Source organism: Chryseobacterium vaccae (genome assembly GCF_009602705.1).
Classification (GTDB): Bacteria; Bacteroidota; Bacteroidia; order Flavobacteriales; family Weeksellaceae; genus Chryseobacterium; species Chryseobacterium vaccae.
In genome coordinates this window covers 3,827,152-3,843,093 of the sequence record NZ_VSWH01000001.1, presented here as the reverse complement: position 1 = coordinate 3,843,093, position 15,942 = coordinate 3,827,152, and the positions used below count along the sequence as shown (strand labels likewise).

Below are 15,942 nucleotides of genomic sequence, written 5' to 3'. Positions count from 1 at the left end.
ATAATCATTGCAAAGTATGCAGTTATCACACTTTAATTTCTACATCTACACCTGAAGGAAGTTCTAATTTCATTAGAGCATCAACAGTCTTAGAAGAAGAAGAGTAGATATCCATTAGTCTCTTGTGAGCTGATAACTGGAACTGCTCTCTTGCTTTCTTGTTTACGTGCGGAGATCTCAACACTGTGAAGATTCTCTTATTCGTTGGCAATGGAATTGGTCCGTTTACAACAGCACCAGTAGCCTTTACCGTTTTTACGATTTTCTCAGCAGACTTGTCTACCAAGTTGTAATCGTAAGATTTTAGTTTTATTCTGATTCTTTGTGACATTTCTTTAATTTAAAAATTAACCTTTTGCTTTAGCGATGATATCTTCAGCAACGTTTTGTGGAGTAGCCTGGTACTTCTCTAATTCCATAGAAGAGGTAGCTCTTCCTGATGAAAGTGTTCTTAGAGTTGTTACATATCCAAACATTTCAGAAAGTGGAACAGAACCTTTGATTACAATAGCTCCATTTTTCTCTTCCTGACCACTGATGGTACCTCTTCTCTTGTTAAGGTCACCAATGATGTTACCCATATATTCTTCCGGAGTTACAACTTCCAGTTTCATAATAGGCTCCATAATTACTGGCTTAGCAGCACGTCCCGCTTCTTTAAATCCTAACTTAGCAGCCATTTCAAAGGAAAGAGCATCAGAATCCACCGCGTGGAAAGATCCGTCTTTAAGAACCACTTTAATACCTTCAACTTCGAAACCAGCCAAAGGACCGTTCTTCATTGCAGCTTTAAAGCCTTTTTCAATGGCAGGAACAAATTCTCTAGGAACGTTACCACCTTTGATCTCATTGATGAATTCTAAACCAACTTTACCTTCGTCTGCAGGTCCTAGTTCAAATACAATATCAGCAAATTTACCTTTACCTCCAGATTGCTTTTTGTAAACTTCTCTGTGGCTGGCAACTTTTGTTAAGTTTTCTTTGTACTCTACCTGAGGTTGTCCTTGGTTTACTTCAACTTTGAATTCTCTTCTCATACGGTCTACAATGATATCCAAGTGAAGCTCACCCATACCAGAGATAATTGTTTGTCCAGAAGCTTCATCAGTTCTCACTGTAAACGTTGGATCTTCTTCAGCCAATTTAGCTAGAGCGTTACCCATTTTATCCTGGTCAGCTTTAGTTTTAGGCTCAACAGCGATACCAATTACCGGATCAGGGAAAACCATCGATTCAAGAACGATTGGGTTTTTCTCGTCACACATTGTATCACCAGTTTTGATAGATTTGAATCCTACCGCAGCACCAATATCACCAGCTTCAATATATTCTACTGGATTCTGCTTATTAGCGTGCATCTGATAGATTCTTGAGATTCTTTCTTTATCTCCTGAACGCGTGTTCAAGATATAAGAACCTGCATCAAGTCTTCCAGAGTATGCTCTGAAGAATGCTAATCTTCCCACGAACGGGTCAGTAGCAATCTTAAATGCTAAAGCTGCGAAAGGCTCATCTACAGATGGTTTTCTTGTGATTTCAGCGTCAGTTCTTGGATCAGTACCTTTGATATCATCTTTATCCAATGGAGAAGGCAAGTATTTACATACTGCATCCAACATAAACTGTACTCCTTTGTTCTTGAATGAAGAACCACAAGTCATTGGGATAATAGATAAATCGATAGTAGCAGCTCTCAATGCAGCATTGATTTCTTCTTCTGTAATTGAATCCGGATCTTCAAAGAATTTCTCCATCAAAGTTTCGTCATACTCAGAAACAGCTTCTACAAGTTTCTCTCTATATTCAAGAACTTCATCTTTCATGTCTTCAGGAATTGGCACTACTTCGAAAGTAGCTCCTTGTCCTGCTTCATCCCAGATGATCGCTCTGTTTTTAATTAAGTCAACAACACCTTTGAAATCTTCTTCAGCACCGATTGGTAAAACGATTGGAACCGCGTTAGATCCTAACATATCTTTAACCTGGTTTACCACGTTAAGGAAGTCAGCACCCTGTCTGTCCATTTTGTTTACGAATCCCATTCTAGCAACTTTGTAGTTGTCAGCAAGTCTCCAGTTTGTTTCAGACTGAGGCTCTACTCCATCTACTGCTGAGAATAAGAATACCAATCCATCCAATACTCTTAAAGATCTGTTTACTTCTACAGTGAAGTCAACGTGTCCCGGTGTATCGATAATGTTGAAGTGGTAAGGTTTAGTGTCTGCAACAGGTTTTCCCTGATCTGTTGGAAAGTTCCAAGAACAAGTAGTTGCAGCAGAAGTAATAGTAATCCCTCTTTCTGCTTCCTGCTCCATCCAGTCCATTGTAGAAGCACCATCGTGAACTTCTCCAATTTTATGGTTTACACCTGTATAGAATAAGATTCTTTCTGTAGTAGTAGTTTTACCAGCATCAATGTGAGCGGCAATACCAATATTTCTTGTAAATTTAAGATCTCTACTCATTTCTAATTAGAATTTAAAGTGTGAGAAAGCCTTATTAGCTTCCGCCATTTTGTGAGTATCAGATTTCTTTTTGAAAGCAGCACCTTCTTCTCTTGAAGCAGCTACTACTTCATTAGCTAATTTCAAAGCCATAGACTTATCATTTCTCTTTTTAGAGTAGCTAATTAACCATTTCATTGCCATAGAAATTTTTCTGTCAGCTCTGATTGGCATAGGAATTTGGAAGTTAGCTCCACCTACTCTTCTAGAACGTACTTCTACGTGAGGCATTACATTTGTAAGTGCATCTTTCCAGATTTCAAGGGCAGTTTTTTCCGTTTCTCCTTTTTTAGTTTCTACGATATCTAATGCATCATAGAATATTTTGAATGCGATTGACTTCTTACCGTCAAGCATCAAGTTGTTTACGAATCTCGTTACCAATTGATCATTAAACTTTGGATCTGGTAACAACGGTCTTTTTTTCGCTTTTGTCTTTCTCATTGCTTTTGTACCTTATTTAATGATTATTTTTTCTTTCCTTTTGCAGGAGCAGCAGCTGCTTGTCCTGGTTTAGGTCTCTTAGCTCCGTACTTAGATCTTCTCTGAGTTCTTCCATTTACACCAGCGGTATCTAATGCACCTCTTACGATGTGGTAACGTACTCCCGGTAGGTCTTTCACCCTTCCGCCTCTAACCAATACTATCGAGTGCTCTTGAAGATTATGTCCTTCGCCCGGGATATAGGCATTCACTTCTTTACCGTTAGAAAGTCTTACCCTTGCTACTTTTCTAAGTGCAGAGTTAGGTTTCTTCGGTGTAGTAGTATATACTCTCGTACATACACCACGTCTTTGTGGACAAGAATCAAGGGCAGCCGATTTGCTCTTCTTGGCAAGCGTGGCTCTTCCTTTTCTTACTAATTGTTGAATAGTAGGCATTTAATTGCTTTTTATTTTAGGGTGCAAAAATAATAATTTTTTTTTAATTAACAAGCAGTTATCTGCAAATAATCTTTTTTATTAAAAATTAATTAACAGACACTTACATTTATTCGGTGATTGTGACGGTAACGTTTTTATTCCAGTTAAATTTTCTGATATTTTGTTTCAGCTGTACCAGATTCTTTTCATTGATAGAATAAACAGATACTTCCTGTCTTGCTACGGTTATCTTCTCTCCTATCTTCAGGACCGCTGCTTTTTTCCAGTGTGGAGGAACATGCCCTTGAAGCCAGCCTTCATATACTATTGCAAGATCATATTTATTCTCAAAACAATATCGGGCAAGAAAATCTTCAAACCTCTTGTCAAACTTTCCTTTGTTTTCATTAAAAGGAACGGTTTCCACTGACCCGAGTCCGGCAATATCCAGCAAATGAATATCCGTATAATAGCTTACCGCGCCAATATCATTAGCAACCACTTTAGAGCTGTTATAAAACAGATTCAGAAATTTCGCAGACTGCACCTGCTGTTCATAAATATTCTTCCCTCCGTTATTCATCACTTTATGGGCAACACTTCCTTTATATATAAGAAGTACAGCATTTGCAGCAATGAATACACTGATTATCCTTTCTTTTTTAATATAATGGGTAAAATCGAAAAACAATCCTTTAAGCTTTGGTATCAGAACCATACAGAATCCTGTAAGAATATAGGCTTCATAACGGAAAAGCCCTTTCAGATCTGCAAACATGGAGTGACAAATCATTAGCAGGGAAAATACAATCAGAAGGAAGTTATCTTCCAATACTTTTTTAAATGTTTTCGTTTTGAAATCCCTGTAAATAAAAATAAGGGACAGTAAAACAGGGAAAACACCCACTTTATAAAAACTGATATTCAGCAGAAAATTATCCAGCAGAATGACTTTAAGCTGGTACACTATATTGGAATCAAAACTCAACTTTGTTCCTTTTACAATCACGGAATTGGGGAAAAAGTAGCCGTCCTGCTGGTAGTTGAAAGCACAAAATACAGTAATAGGCATTAATCCCAACACTAAAACCAGCACCACCTCCTTCCACTTCTTTATAACAGCAAACATAACAGCCAGAATCACAAAATAGAACATACTTTCAAAACGGATCAGTCCCATCAATAAAAGGCTGAAATAAAAGCCGTATTCCGCAGCCTTGTTCTGGTCCCGACGATAAAAGCAGAAAATATTAATTACAAAAAGGAATATCTGAAAGACGTGCTCCATTCCCGAAAGGAAATGCAGCGGAAGAACAATGAAAAATACAGTAAAGAGTACCGCTAAAACGGTTCTTTTTACCTCCTTGAGAATATCCCCATAATATATGGAAAGAAAATAAAGGATACCAATACTGAAAGCTGCATTAAAGTACAAAGGAATCTGATCATTGTCTCCAAAAATCTCAATCAGAACACTAAGCATATAGGTAAAAAGAGGCGATGAAGAAGTGGAGGAAAACTGATACCTGGTCATTCCCCAGACTTCATACAATGCAAAATTCTTCGCCATTGCAAGATGAATGTAAGCATCATCCAGAAGATATACATAATGTCCGTCTGTTTTCAGAACTGAACTGATATAGTACAGTAAAGAGACCGTAAAAAAGACAGCAAAAGACATCAGAAAGCTTCGTAATCCTATATTTCGGAATGATTTCATTTTAAAACCAGGTATAAAGTCATCAAAGATAAGCATCATGTGGTGTAAACTGATATTTAAGAAAGAAATTGTTTCTCCTTACCTCTGTCTTTTTCTTTTCGGCTCATATTTCCAAACTATTTTAAAACATTTTCTTATAGTTATCATCTATTGGTAATAAGGGCTTTTCGGCACAATATTTTCTAAATTTGTTAGTATAAAAAATAAACGTATGAAAAATGCAAGCATTATCGGCCTGAAAGAAGCCGACTGTAAAAACATTTCAGAAAAATTAAATATCCTTTTAGCTAACTATTCCGTATTTTATCAGAATACAAGAGGTTCGCACTGGAATATCAAAGGAGATCAGTTCTTTACCCTTCACCCGAAGTTTGAGGAACTTTACAACAGCCTGGTATTAAAGATCGATGAGATCGCGGAGAGAATCCTTACACTGGGTGCAACTCCTGCTCATAATTATTCCGATTACCTTAAAGTGGCTACTATTAAAGAAAGCAAAGAAGTGACTTATGCAGCAAAAAGCGTTGAACTTATCTTAAATTCATTCAAAGTGGTTATTGATCTTCAGAGAGAGCTTCTGGATATTACGGATAAAGCAGGAGATGAAGGAACTAATTCCCAGATGAGCGACTACATCACAGAACAGGAAAAAGAAGTATGGATGTACAACTCTTATTTAGGGAAGTAACCTGCAAAAATCATCCGAATAATAAAAAATCGTCTTACATTTAGACGATTTTTATTTTTAATGATTATATTTGCGTTAAAATTACACATATTATGCACGACGTTCGATTAAACTCTATCTTAGATAACGATTTCTATAAAATAACCATGCAGAATGCGGTGGTAAAATTATTTCCGAATTCCATTGTAAAATATGAATTCATCAACAGGGGAAAACATCATTTCCCGCCGGGCTTTGATGCAGCACTGAAAGAAGCCGTCAATAAAATGGCAGAATTAAAGCTGACAAAAGACGAAAAAAAATTCATGGCAAAGACCTGCCCGTACATTGACCTTCCTTACCTCGATTTTCTGGAAGGCTACCATTATGATCCATCTGAAGTAAAGATTCATCAGGAAGGAAATGACCTCAGCGTAACCGTTGAAGGGCTATGGTACAGAACTATTCTCTGGGAAGTTCCGTTATTAGCTCTGATCAGCGAACTTCATTATGAGATGAACCACATGGAAAGAGATTCCAACGAAGAAGTGATGAGCAAAACCATTGAGAAAGCAGATTCACTGGGAAAACTTGGAGTAACTTTTGCCGAATTCGGGACAAGAAGAAGACATTCTTATAAGGTACAGAATCTGGTTATGGAAGCCCTGACGCAGAAAAGAGACTCTACATTTATCGGAAGTTCAAACGTTCATTTTGCGATGAAATACGGAGTAAAACCCATCGGAACCCACGCTCATGAATGGTTTATGTTTCACGCCGCAGAATACGGATTTAAAATGGCGAATGAACTGGCTCTGGAACATTGGGTAGATGTGTACAGAGGTGATCTTGGAGTAGCACTGTCTGATACTTACACTACGGATGTATTCTTCCAGCAGTTTGACAAGAAATTTGCAAAACTGTTTGATGGGGTACGCCACGACAGCGGTGATCCGTTGGAATTTGCAGATAAAACCATTGCCCATTATCAGAAAAACGGCATCAATCCTATGTTTAAATACATTATTTTCTCAGATGCCCTGAATCTTGAAAAAGTGGCAGAAATTACCAACTACTGCAGAGGGAAAATAGGAATCTCTTTCGGAATAGGAACGAATCTTACTAATGATGTTGGTCTAAAACCAATGAATATCGTTATGAAACTGATCGGCGTTCAGGCTCCCAACCAGGAGTGGATTCCTACGGTAAAATTATCCGATGAACACGGAAAATACACCGGAGATCCGAAAATGATTGAACTGGCCAAAGAATTTTTGAGAATAAAAGATTAGAACTTAGATATTAGATTTCAGACATAAGATGCCAGATTTCAGCTATTCACATTATAATTAAACATCTATGAAATTAAAATTTTTTATAACCCTTAGTATTTTGATGACTACCTTATCCTTCGCTCAGGAGAAGAATAAAGAAAAAGTAAAATTCAATCAGGAATTGGCAACTTCTTTAGGCGCGGACCAATACGGGATGAAGGCCTATACCATTGTTATGCTGACCACGGGAACCGCTAAAATTGAAGACAAAGCCAAAATGGGAGAACTGATGAAAGGACACATGGGAAATATCACCAGACTTGCCGATGAAGGAAAGATTGTTGTGGCAGGACCTTTTTTAGAAAAGAATAAAGAAAACTATCGCGGTATGTTTATTTTCAACACCAAATCTAAAGAAGAAGCTGAGCAATGGGTGAAAACAGATCCCGCGGTACAGGCCGGTGTTTTCAGTTATGAGATTTTTCCATGGTATGGTTCTGCAGCGCTGCCTTTATACCTGAAGCATCATGAGGAAATCTCGAAGGAAAATCCATAAGAACCCAGACTTCATTAATATGGATTCATCTAACTATTCAAATTAAACTGAGATGCCAAAAAGATTTGCCTTACTTTTTATTTTATTTACCACCACCCTATTTGCGCAAAACTATGAAAGATATAAAAAGCTGAAAGACACAACCATCCACTCAAAAAATCTTGGATTTGGAAAAAAAGTTTCTATAACCGTTCCGGTAGAGTGGCAAAATGGAATAAAAAACAATTTCCCATTAATTATTGTATTCGACAGGCAAAACAAAAGAAGTCATAATTATATCATCAATACCATTGATTATCTTACAAGTAATGAACAGATGCCATCATCTGTAATAATCAGCGTGGAATCTGAACAACGTTACCGCTATAATGAAACACAGTACAAAACCTCTGATTCAAATGGACTTGCGCTTGAAAATGAAAAATTCATTTTTGAGGAACTTATCCCCTTTGCCGAAAAAGAGTACAAGGCTTCAAAATTCAGGATATTAATTGGTCATTCAAGATATGGCTATTTCACAACTTCCCTTTTTAGTACAAGGATCAATGATTTGAACGGTGTAATTTCAATGAGCCCTTTTTTCTTTCAGAAAAATATTGATTTAACGGATTCAATAAGCAAAATGAACAGTCTTTCATATACATCCAAAAAATATTATCGCTTCGGAATTGGTAACGATTATCCTGAAGATTTTGCTAAGATGGATTCTGTTATAAAAAAGAATATTCCTAATCCTTTTTTAGATATTAAAGGGTATCGCTTTAAAGCAGCTGATCACAATGCAACGCCTGGTTTATTAATAAATACTGCACTTTATGATCTATTTGAAGAATGGTCTGCTATTCAGGCAGAATATTTATCCACTAGGCAAAAAGATTTAAGTATTAAAAAATCTCTTGAGCAAAAAATAGTATCCAGCTACGGAACCAAACTCAATTTTTCAATTGGAGTCTTAAATGGTAAGGGATGGTTTTTTTATAATGAAAAACAATACGACAAAGCCATTCAAGCCTGGCAAATATTGTTGGATACTTACCCCAATTTCTCACAAGGTTTTTTATATATCATAAAAGCTCAAATTCAACTAAAACAGAACTATCTTCAAACAGTTGAAAAATTTAAGACTTCTTTGGTGAATTCTGAACTGTATACAGAAAAAGAAAAGCAGGAATTAGAAACAGAATTACAGGAAATAACAAAATAACATCAACTAACATGGGTTTTCTTATTTGGAAAAAATAGCCTTTTGCCTCTTAAAAGCATCAAAAAAATATATTATATAACACAATTGTGATTTATTTTAACTATATTAGATGTTCATTTTCAACACCATACAAAACAACCTCATAAAAATGATCCCATGAAAAAAATGAACGTATCTAAACTTTCGAGAACTGAACTGAAAGAAATATCCGGAGGCGGAGGGTATTTATATCCTATATTGTGTAACGGCGGATGCCACGGTGAAGCCATGATCAGATGTCCTGACGGATCAACCACCATGACTGATTATATATGCGTCAACGGAAGATGTGAAGTCAATACCGGATACTGTAAGCCACGGGTTCTGGAGCCTATCGGAACTATTGATCCACTACCTCTGTTTCCATAGAATTTTATTAAAACCAATATAGAAAGCGATCCCAACGGATGGCTTTTTTACTTTCTGTATTTATCTTTTTCATTATCTTTAATCGGATAAAAACCACACCATGAAAACCATTGAAGAAGTTCTGAAAAAACTGGATGAAATTATCATCTGGTGCAAGGAAAATCAAAGTCCTGCCGGATATTTTGCCTGCACCTACCGGGCTATGACCGCACAGGTTCTGAAAGGCATCCAACAGAAAAAGTTTGAAGACGGTCCAAGGATGACTCTTCTTGACATTGCTTTCGCCCAAAGGTATCTGGAGGCTTGGGAAAGCTACAGGAAAGGAAAGAAATGTACCAATGCCTGGTATACTGCATTTGAAGCGTCTAAAAACAAAAATCTTTTAATTTTACAGCATATTTTTCTGGGGATGAATGCCCATATCAATCTGGATCTCGGGATTTCTGCGGCTTCCATTATGCCCTACCGGAAAATCAATCCTTTGAAGAAAGATTTTGACACCATCAATATAATTATCGCTTCCATTAACCAGAACGTTCAGGATTCTTTAAATAAAATATGTTATCCCGTAGATCTTATTGATAAACTATCTAATGGAAAAGATAATGCAGTTCTGGATTTCGCCATTTCAAAAGCAAGAGAAACTTCCTGGGCAACCGCTGTGGTAACCTGCAATACGCCGCTGTTCCTTAGAGAATCGGTGATTAATATTGTAGATTATGCTGCGGCAAAGGTAGCCTCACAGATTTTAAATCCTAAGATTCTTACTCCGGCTCTTCTAAAGGAGCTTAAAAAATGTGAAAGCAGTGATATTGTTAAAAATATTGAAATCCTGGAATCCACAAAAAAGGGATAAAATAAAAAGGCCGGAATCTTCCTCACGGATTCCGGCCAAAGAATGAACAAAATAAAAGAAACTATAGGGTTTCCTTATGCTTTTTACGATAAGCGTAATGAAAAATAATCGGCAGTATGGTAAAGGATAATAACATACAGATGATCAAACCACCTACAATCATAATGGCTAACGGTTTCTGAATTTCTGATCCCATCCCGTTAGACATGGCTGCCGGCAACAATCCCATCGATCCCATTAAAGCGATCATCACTACCGGACGGATTCTGCTCTGTACTCCCTGGGCAATGGATTCTTTAAGAGACATTCTGTTTTGCAGATTTTCTTTCATCACCCCAATCAGAACGATACCGTCAATGGTAGCTACTCCAAAAAGAATAATAAAACCAATTCCCGCAGAGATTCCGAAAATAGTTCCGGTAAACCAGAGCGATAAAAATCCTCCGATAAATGCAAATGCCAGGGTTATGGAAGAAATCAGCGTATCTTTTACATTTCCAAAATTGAAATACAACAGCATCAGAATAAGAACCAAAGAAATAGGAACAACCATTGCCAGCTGTTTTGCAGCTCTTTCCTTACTTTCAAATTCTCCGGCCCACGTCATTTTATGACTTTTCGGAAGCTTCACTTCTTTTTCAACTTTAGCCTTCGCTTCTTTGATTGTACTTCCCAGATCACGGCCTTCAATGTTAAATCCTACCCCGATATACCGGCTGTTTCCTTCACGGTAAATAAATGACGGTCCGGTATGATAATCAATCGTCGCAATTTCTTTCAATGGGACTTTTTTATTATCCTGGGTTGGAATCAGGATATCGCCCATTTTTTCCGGAGTATCGCGGTATTGCTTTTCAAATCTCAGCATGACATCAAACATTCTCTCGTTTTCATAGAACTTGGTGGCAGCCTGCCCTCCAATTGTCATTTCGATAACGGCTTGTGCATCTGCTGTAGAAACTCCGTATTTGGCCATCTTGGAATCATGAAGCTGAATTCTGAGTTCCGGAAGCCCAATATTTTTAAAAACATTGACATCTGAAATTCCGGGAACCGTTCTGATGGAGTTGGCCACCTGATTAGCATAATTTTCAAGCTGAAATAAATCATTCCCAAAAATCTTGATCACCAGCGGAGCTTTCACGCCTGCCACATATTCTTCCACATTATCCTGAATCGGCTGACTGAAACCAAAGTTCATTCCAGGATATTTTTCAAGAGAAATTCTCATTTGTTCCAGCAGCTCCTCTTTGGATATTTTTTTCTTCCATTCGTTTTCCGGTTTCAGCTGGATATTAAATTCAATATTAAAGAAACCTGTAGGATCTGTTCCGTCATTCGGGCGCCCGGTCTGGGTCATGATGAATTTTACTTCATCATATTTCATCAAAGCTTCCTTCATCTCTTTGGTAAGACGTACTGACTCATCCAGATTAACACTGTTGGGAAGGGTAGCACGAACGTAAATGGCGCCTTCATTCAGTTTTGGTAAAAATTCAGAGCCATAGTTGGAAAATCTCCATCCGCAAATTGCCAGTAAAGCTACAAATCCAATGATAAATCCTTTTTTGTGACGGTCACTGAACTCATAAATCCTGTAGATATTCACTCTGAAGAATCTTGAAATAAAGTTTTCCTTTTCTTCTATATTTTTCGTCAGCAAAAGCTTACACATTGCCGGAACATACGTCAGACTCAAAATCAATGATCCTAACAATGCATATCCTAATGTAAATGCCAGTGGAGAGAACATTTTTCCTTCTACTTTCTGGAAGGAGAAAATCGGCATCAGAGCCACAATAAGGATCAGTAATGCAAAGAAAATGTAACTGGCCACACTTCCTGCGCTTCTTTTAATGATTCCAAGTTTTGAAATTTTATTAAACCGCCGGAGACCAATTTTCTTAGCTTTATGTTCGAGGGCTACAAAGACATGTTCCACAATAACCAGCGTTCCTTCCAGCAGCAATCCGAAATCCAATGCTCCCATGGAGATAAGGTTAGCCGGAAGTCCCTGAATTCTCAGCATAATAATAGCAAACAGGAAAGCAAGAGGGATCACCGAAGCTACAATAAATGTCGTTCTCCAGTTGTACAGGAATATAAAGACGATAACGGAAACCAGAATTACTCCTTCAATCAGGTTTTTGGAAACGGTATGAACAGTTGTATTCACTAATTCTGTACGGTCGATGATTGGTTCAATCTGGACATCTCCGGGAAGTTCCCCTCCGTTCAGCTGTTCTATTCTTTCTTTCAGTTTTGCAATCACTTCACTCGGGTTTTCGCCACGAAGCATGATCACAATTCCTTCTACCACATCATTCTCTTTGTTGTATCCTACCTGTCCTAACCTTGGTTTGGCAGACACCTTAACTTCAGCAACATGTTTTACCAAAATGGGTGTAGAACCTTTTACCTCAATCTGAATGTTTTCAATATCCTCTTTACTTTCTAAAAGACCGATCCCCCGCACTACATAAGCCTGATCTCCTTTCGATACTACATCTCCACCTACATTAATATTACTTTTAGAGACGGCTTCATACACATCCAGAGGGGAAAGGTCATAATTATGCAGTTCCGTAGGATTGATCTTTATCTCGTAAGTTTTTTCTTCTCCTCCAAAACTCACCACATCAGCCACCCCGGGCACCGCCAATAATTCTCTTTCGATCACCCAGTCCTGGATAGCAGTAACTTCTTTGATAGGCAGCTTACTTTTGATGATGTACCGATAAATTTCTCCCGTAGCTCCGGATGGAGGTTCTATACTATATTCTGCTCCGCCGGGAAGCTGTACATTCCCTAATTTATTGGAAGCATACTGCTGGGCATAAAAGTCGTCAACATGATCATCAAAAATCACGGTAACAACCGATAACCCGAACAAAGAAATAGATCTTACTGATGTTTTATTCGGGATCGCATTCATTTCCTTGGAAATCGGCAGAGTGACGAATTTTTCTATTTCTTCGGCACTTCTTCCCGGCCATTGGGTGATCACTCTTACTCTGGTATTGGTAACATCCGGAAATGCTTCAATCGGGGTATGGATATAGGAATAAATTCCTCCGGCCAGCAGCAGGAAAGTTCCCAAAAGAACAATCAGTGAGTTTTTTAAGGAGAAGGAAACTATATTCTGTACAAATTTTCGCATTATTTCCCGCCTTTGTTTAGTTGATTTTTCAGACTCTCATAAATCAGCAGTCCATTGGATGCGATGATGGTTTCGCCCGGTTTCAGATTTCCTTCCACATAAATATACTGGCTGTTGGATGCGACTTCTGTCACAGGTCTGATTTCCAGCTCACAGTCTTTTTTATACACCACAACATAACTTTGATTATTGTCAAAGATTAAGGCTTTAACAGGAATAGCCAATGCGCTTTTATTTTGTGAATGAATAGGTAAAACTATATCCGCGGACATTCCCGGTCTGAGCTTCATTCCATTATTATCCATGATAATTTTCGCCTTCAGTACTCTTTCATTTTCGTTAAAAACCTGTGAAATCGTATTGATCTTTCCTGAAAAACTTTCATCCGGGTACGCCAACGTTCTCACCACTACCGGCTGATCTACGTATACATTTCTCATATTGGTAGCATACACATTCGCCATTACCCAGACTTTATCCAGATTGGAAATCGTAAAAAGCTGATCTCCGCCAGCGGTAACAGGCATTCCTTTGGAAACATTTTTTGAAATAACATACCCATCAGCAGGAGCTTTAATCTGAATGGTATTTCCTCCCGCCGAATACAGCTGCATATTTTTCTGAGTTTTGGAAATATTGGACTGTAAAATCGCTACTTCCGATCTTGCCTCCTGTAAATCTTTCTGGGAAGCAATATCATCTTTATACATCGCTTCTACAGAGGAAAGTTTTCTTTTGGCAACAGCCAGTTGGGCCTGTAGCGTCTGGGTATCATCCTGCATTTCATTAACAGCCGTACTTTTTATACTGGCCAGCACCTGCCCTTTTTTCACATAATCTCCCAAAGAAAAGTAAGTATCGGTAACCACTCCGTCCACAAGGCTTACAAAAGGAACGGTTTTATCTGAATTGCTTTCCACTTCCCCGGTCAGTGTAATGCTTTCCTCTATAGGACGGATTTCAGCTTTTACAAGTTGAATATCTTTTTTAAGTTCTTTGCTGATGCAGTAGCTTTTGTCTTCCTCTTTATTCTCCTGCTGATCTTTACAACCTGTAAGGGCAACTAAAGCAGATAGATAAAAAACGGCGATATATCTGGTCGTATTCATTCTCATTGGTAAATATTATAAGTCCTGTCCCACAGCATACTGCAGGTTTTCGTAGTATTGATTAAGTTCTTTTTTGGTATCCAGTATGATCATTTTATTGCTGATATAGGTATCCAGAAAGTCCATATATTCCAGCATACTGATATTTCTCAGTCGGAAGTTCTTCTCATGGCTCACTAATAAGCTATCCAGTGTAGATTCATAGGTATCATCAATCTCTTCAGAGACCTGCTGTGTCCGGAGATAATTCCTGAAAACAGAAACAATCTCATTTTCAGATTTCAAAAGATTCTTCTGAGTTTCATTTTTCATTTTCTGAATTTCCAGCCTGGCTTCCTGAATGTTTCCTTTATTTCTGTCGAAGACGGGAAGATCAACAGAAACACCCAGACCTATAAAATCTTTCATGATATTTCCGCCCCGGTCATAGCCAATGGAAACTGCTATATCCGGAGTTTTCATAGCATTCTGGATTTCCAGATTTTTTTCAGCGTGTTTTTCTTTGTTTTTAGAGATCAGAATATCCGGACGGTTTTCTTTTGCTTTTTCCAGCCACTGGGAAAGTTCCAGTTCTGAAAGTTCTTTATCCAGCATGGCAAATGGATCTGAAATGACGAGATAAGAATGGGCAGGCATCATTAATAAGGCTTTCAACTCTGCCTGTTGGTCTTCAATTTCCTGTCTCAATGAGATCAGTTTTTTCTTAAATTCGATTTCCTGTGCTTTAAGGCGGACATATTCTGCTTTGCTGATGTTTCCTAGATTTAGCTGATTGTTATAGGACTTTGTTAATTTCTCAATAGAGGAAATCTGGCCCTGATAAATCTTCTGCTGTTCCTGATTATACAGGATCTCCGTCATTGTATTTCTTAAAGTCTTTTTAAGCTCACGCAGCACTTCCTGTAATTCATACTTCTCTCCTTCCACTTCTATTTTCTGGAGCTCAATATTTTTCCTTCTCTTTCCTGCAGTCTGAATAACCTGTTCAATTTCCGCTGAGATCTGACTGTTTTTCCCCCAGTTCCCGATAAGGGCAGGCTGTTCCTCAATATCATACGTTCTCCATAAGTTGACTTCACTGATGCTTAATTTTGGATTCGGCCAGTATTTAGCCTGAACAGCACGGGCTTCAGCTTTGGAAATCTCCAGCTTCTGAGCAATAAGATCAAGGTTTTTATCCAGAAAGATGGTTTCGGCTTCCTTTCGGGAAATGCTCACCGTATCGGAGATTTGTGCCGAAAAGAAACTGAAGCAGTGAATATACAATAGGGTAAAAATAAATTTCTTCAAGGGTCTTATTATTTAAGACCACAAAATTATCGGTGTAAGATTAGACCCAATTTCGAATGGAATTAGAATTCGGTTAGTCCAACATTAGAGTTTGATTAGAATGTTCTTTCAATATGATTAATACTCATATTTTTAAGATTCCATAGATTTAAACGGACATTTTTTATATTCTCGCAAATCGGGCAGATTGAGCAGATTTTTTATTGGAAAAACGCAAAAGACGCAAATATTTAAAGCATTACGCTGTTTTAAGGCGCAAGAAAATCCAGGATTTTCAGCATTTTTTTTTAATCCTGTGATCATCTATTTCAAGGATCACAAGAACCAAAGG

14 protein-coding genes are annotated in these 15,942 nt (G+C 37.9%); 6 read left to right on the top strand and 8 right to left on the bottom strand.

Annotated features, from left to right (window positions below; all coding sequences use genetic code 11):
- Positions 1–25: 25 nt before the first annotated feature.
- The 5 genes from rpsJ to FW768_RS17455 form a co-directional block, all read right to left on the bottom strand.
- Positions 26–331 carry a 30S ribosomal protein S10 gene (rpsJ, locus tag FW768_RS17475; protein ID WP_002661363.1) on the bottom strand — a complete coding sequence of 102 codons (306 nt, stop codon included), beginning with the start codon at positions 329–331 and terminating at the stop codon, positions 26–28.
- Positions 332–347: 16 nt separating this feature from the next.
- Positions 348–2,465, bottom strand: coding sequence for an elongation factor G (fusA, locus tag FW768_RS17470; protein WP_153397612.1), 2,118 nt, complete (start codon positions 2,463–2,465; stop codon positions 348–350).
- 6 nt (positions 2,466–2,471) lie between these two features.
- Positions 2,472–2,948 carry a 30S ribosomal protein S7 gene (gene rpsG / locus FW768_RS17465; RefSeq protein ID WP_034677991.1) on the bottom strand — a complete coding sequence of 159 codons (477 nt, stop codon included), beginning with the start codon at positions 2,946–2,948 and terminating at the stop codon, positions 2,472–2,474.
- Positions 2,949–2,971: 23 nt separating this feature from the next.
- The gene (rpsL, locus tag FW768_RS17460) at positions 2,972–3,385 is read right to left on the bottom strand and encodes a 30S ribosomal protein S12 (protein WP_002983146.1); all 414 of its coding nucleotides are present in this window, start codon (positions 3,383–3,385) and stop codon (positions 2,972–2,974) included.
- Between the two features lie 109 nt (positions 3,386–3,494).
- Positions 3,495–5,126 carry a hypothetical protein gene (locus FW768_RS17455; RefSeq protein ID WP_153397610.1) on the bottom strand — a complete coding sequence of 544 codons (1,632 nt, stop codon included), beginning with the start codon at positions 5,124–5,126 and terminating at the stop codon, positions 3,495–3,497.
- Positions 5,127–5,298: 172 nt separating this feature from the next.
- On the opposite strand from FW768_RS17455, the gene FW768_RS17450 reads away from it, so the two are divergent.
- The 6 genes from FW768_RS17450 (at position 5,299) to FW768_RS17425 (ending at position 10,052) form a co-directional block, all read left to right on the top strand.
- A complete protein-coding gene (locus FW768_RS17450; protein ID WP_153397608.1) occupies positions 5,299–5,775 on the top strand; it encodes a Dps family protein in 477 nt (158 codons plus the stop codon).
- 92 nt (positions 5,776–5,867) lie between these two features.
- Complete coding sequence (pncB, locus tag FW768_RS17445; RefSeq protein ID WP_153397606.1) at positions 5,868–7,046, top strand: nicotinate phosphoribosyltransferase; 1,179 nt, start codon at positions 5,868–5,870, stop codon at positions 7,044–7,046.
- Positions 7,047–7,113: 67 nt separating this feature from the next.
- The gene (locus FW768_RS17440; RefSeq protein ID WP_153397604.1) at positions 7,114–7,584 is read left to right on the top strand and encodes a YciI family protein; all 471 of its coding nucleotides are present in this window, start codon (positions 7,114–7,116) and stop codon (positions 7,582–7,584) included.
- 52 nt (positions 7,585–7,636) lie between these two features.
- Positions 7,637–8,788, top strand: coding sequence for an alpha/beta hydrolase-fold protein (locus FW768_RS17435; RefSeq protein ID WP_153397602.1), 1,152 nt, complete (start codon positions 7,637–7,639; stop codon positions 8,786–8,788).
- Positions 8,789–8,944: 156 nt separating this feature from the next.
- The gene (locus FW768_RS17430; protein ID WP_153397600.1) at positions 8,945–9,196 is read left to right on the top strand and encodes a hypothetical protein; all 252 of its coding nucleotides are present in this window, start codon (positions 8,945–8,947) and stop codon (positions 9,194–9,196) included.
- A gap of 100 nt (positions 9,197–9,296) precedes the next feature.
- Positions 9,297–10,052, top strand: coding sequence for a DUF5995 family protein (locus tag FW768_RS17425; protein ID WP_153397598.1), 756 nt, complete (start codon positions 9,297–9,299; stop codon positions 10,050–10,052).
- Between the two features lie 61 nt (positions 10,053–10,113).
- On the opposite strand, the gene FW768_RS17420 is transcribed toward FW768_RS17425, so the two are convergent.
- Genes FW768_RS17420 through FW768_RS17410 form a run of 3 tightly spaced genes read right to left on the bottom strand, consistent with a single transcriptional unit; the run spans position 10,114 to position 15,611 of the window.
- Positions 10,114–13,212: an efflux RND transporter permease subunit gene (locus FW768_RS17420; protein WP_153397596.1), complete on the bottom strand. Its 3,099-nt coding sequence runs from the start codon at positions 13,210–13,212 to the stop codon at positions 10,114–10,116.
- A complete protein-coding gene (locus tag FW768_RS17415; protein ID WP_153397594.1) occupies positions 13,212–14,327 on the bottom strand; it encodes an efflux RND transporter periplasmic adaptor subunit in 1,116 nt (371 codons plus the stop codon). Before FW768_RS17415 ends, FW768_RS17420 begins: the two co-directional genes overlap by 1 nt.
- A 9-nt stretch (positions 14,328–14,336) precedes the next feature.
- Positions 14,337–15,611, bottom strand: a complete 1,275-nt coding sequence (locus FW768_RS17410; protein WP_231128721.1) for a TolC family protein — start codon at positions 15,609–15,611, stop codon at positions 14,337–14,339.
- Positions 15,612–15,942 lie beyond the last annotated feature (331 nt).

Excerpts from the sequence above, each read along its gene's own strand:
- FW768_RS17430 (WP_153397600.1), top strand. The coding sequence starts at position 8,945 with ATGAAAAAAATGAACGTATCTAAACTTTCGAGAACTGAACTGAAAGAA.
- FW768_RS17435 (WP_153397602.1), top strand. The coding sequence starts at position 7,637 with ATGCCAAAAAGATTTGCCTTACTTTTTATTTTATTTACCACCACCCTA.
- FW768_RS17450 (WP_153397608.1), top strand. The coding sequence starts at position 5,299 with ATGAAAAATGCAAGCATTATCGGCCTGAAAGAAGCCGACTGTAAAAAC.
- fusA (WP_153397612.1), bottom strand. The coding sequence starts at position 2,465 with ATGAGTAGAGATCTTAAATTTACAAGAAATATTGGTATTGCCGCTCAC.
- FW768_RS17455 (WP_153397610.1), bottom strand. The coding sequence starts at position 5,126 with ATGATGCTTATCTTTGATGACTTTATACCTGGTTTTAAAATGAAATCA.
- rpsJ (WP_002661363.1), bottom strand. The coding sequence starts at position 331 with ATGTCACAAAGAATCAGAATAAAACTAAAATCTTACGATTACAACTTG.
- pncB (WP_153397606.1), top strand. The coding sequence starts at position 5,868 with ATGCACGACGTTCGATTAAACTCTATCTTAGATAACGATTTCTATAAA.
- FW768_RS17425 (WP_153397598.1), top strand. The coding sequence starts at position 9,297 with ATGAAAACCATTGAAGAAGTTCTGAAAAAACTGGATGAAATTATCATC.
- FW768_RS17440 (WP_153397604.1), top strand. The coding sequence starts at position 7,114 with ATGAAATTAAAATTTTTTATAACCCTTAGTATTTTGATGACTACCTTA.
- FW768_RS17420 (WP_153397596.1), bottom strand. The coding sequence starts at position 13,212 with ATGCGAAAATTTGTACAGAATATAGTTTCCTTCTCCTTAAAAAACTCA.
- FW768_RS17415 (WP_153397594.1), bottom strand. The coding sequence starts at position 14,327 with ATGAGAATGAATACGACCAGATATATCGCCGTTTTTTATCTATCTGCT.
- rpsL (WP_002983146.1), bottom strand. The coding sequence starts at position 3,385 with ATGCCTACTATTCAACAATTAGTAAGAAAAGGAAGAGCCACGCTTGCC.
- rpsG (WP_034677991.1), bottom strand. The coding sequence starts at position 2,948 with ATGAGAAAGACAAAAGCGAAAAAAAGACCGTTGTTACCAGATCCAAAG.